Genomic DNA, 1,724 nt, shown 5'->3' with positions numbered 1-1,724 from the left:
ACATATGGAGTATAATATCCATTTTTTACTATTATAACATCAATCACACCATTTTCCAATTGCAATGGTTCCACCATTACATGCGGTTTTATCCCACCCATAAATTTTTTATTTCTTAAAAAATCTACCAACATCTGCGTCGTTTTTCTATCCGCAGAATTTGTCAAATCATTAACACAATAATCTTTTTCTTCATCTATGCCAATAATGATGTATGCATCTCGATTTTCTAGATTATTCGCCATACAGATAATATCATGTAATAAATCTGCCTGCTTTCCATCTTCATACCATTGCTTTTTAAAATCCCAGTATGCTCCTTCTTGCTTATAGGATATCAATTTTAGTACTTCATTCTTTTGTTTTTCCGAAAGCATATTTTTCTCCATCTAAATTATGTGGTTAACGGTGGAAGCCCCTTAGTAGCGCTCATTTGATCCATCATATTTTCCTTTTTGAATTTTCATCGATAAGGAAGCAATACTACTTCCTGCTTTCTTTGGATTCTGGTTCTCTATTTCTTGCTCTATATATTGCACTTCTCGACTTAATCCACTACTTGTCTGTATAAAAGCTGTATCTGATAGAAAACCATACATTTCTTGATAGTCTTTTTTCATTTCCGAAAGAATCAATTCAAATTGGGCTAAACGAACTTTATTATGAAAGACAAAATCGGCAAACATCTTCCATGTGTATGTCTTCACTTTTCTAATAACAACAGGATTCAACATCGGTTTAATTTCTACTGATCCAACCATTTCAGACGGAATTGATTTCTTTGCCATCTCTAAATCAGCCACTAACATAGATTGCGCATTATGAAATGACCAATTTCTTATATCAAGCAATTCCTTCAGCGTTTTATTACTATTCTCAGTAAGACTACTTTTTAAAAATCCCTTCTTTTCGAGAAGTTCCCTTACACTAATGTAGGAAAAAGATGAAGACTGATGATCTGCCATAAATCGAAGTAATTCTCTCTGCTGATAAAGAATCTTATCATGAATAGAATCATATATGTTTGCTGGGATAAAATCATCTAATTTGTACTTTTCCAAAAGTACCTCGGCTTCATCCGAATAATTCCGAAACTTTTCCAAATCGATAATTACTGGTACAATAAGACTCTTTAGTACCAAGCAACCATCTTCAAGTGAATTTATTGCAAATTGTTTATATTGCTTTTTATTACCTTTTGACATAATTTTCACCTCAATTTCATTTATTTGTTAATAATTAATGAGTGCAGACTCTCCTAGCATCTACTACGAATCATAAGTAGCCAAGCTTATCTAGTGCCACTTCACCCACTCTATATGTCCTTTTCTTGGCACACGGTCAGATCTCAATAAATCTCGTTTATCTAAAATGCTTATCCTTTCAAAACTTTCAGATTCACTTTCCATTGTAATGCGACAGTCCTTATTAAAATAACAGCTCCCATCTAAATAAATATTCCAACGGAATCATAAATCACTTATCTCTACAATTCTCAGATTTTTTTATTTGGTCTGCATACAAATTCAAAACTCTCCACATCGCAATATCTATCATTGGCATTATGCATACCGCTAATATTACCAAATACAATATATTTTTTTCATCCGGAATTATTTTTCCAGTTACATACCACCCAATCACTAAATATCCTACAACCACAGATTGACACGCTATCAAAAAAATATCATCTTTTGTATTCTTCAAAAACTTTTTTATCTTTC

At 32.3% G+C, this 1,724-nt stretch carries 3 protein-coding genes; all 3 read right to left on the bottom strand.

The window, feature by feature from the left end:
* Positions 1–377 (bottom strand): AlbA family DNA-binding domain-containing protein (locus tag DWW13_RS02020; RefSeq protein ID WP_199674829.1); only part of this gene is annotated, 377 nt, incomplete at its 3' end.
* Between the two features lie 42 nt (positions 378–419).
* Positions 420–1,205, bottom strand: coding sequence for a hypothetical protein (locus tag DWW13_RS02015; protein ID WP_118719080.1), 786 nt, complete (start codon positions 1,203–1,205; stop codon positions 420–422).
* Between the two features lie 271 nt (positions 1,206–1,476).
* A partial coding sequence (locus DWW13_RS19160; RefSeq protein WP_207664283.1) for a hypothetical protein occupies positions 1,477–1,724 on the bottom strand: 248 nt, incomplete at its 5' end.

The organism is Blautia sp. AF14-40 (genome assembly GCF_003479665.1).
Classification (GTDB): domain Bacteria; phylum Bacillota; class Clostridia; order Lachnospirales; family Lachnospiraceae; genus Fusicatenibacter; species Fusicatenibacter saccharivorans.
The sequence above is the reverse complement of the archived record's forward strand: the minus strand, read 5'-3'. Positions and strand labels throughout refer to the sequence as shown.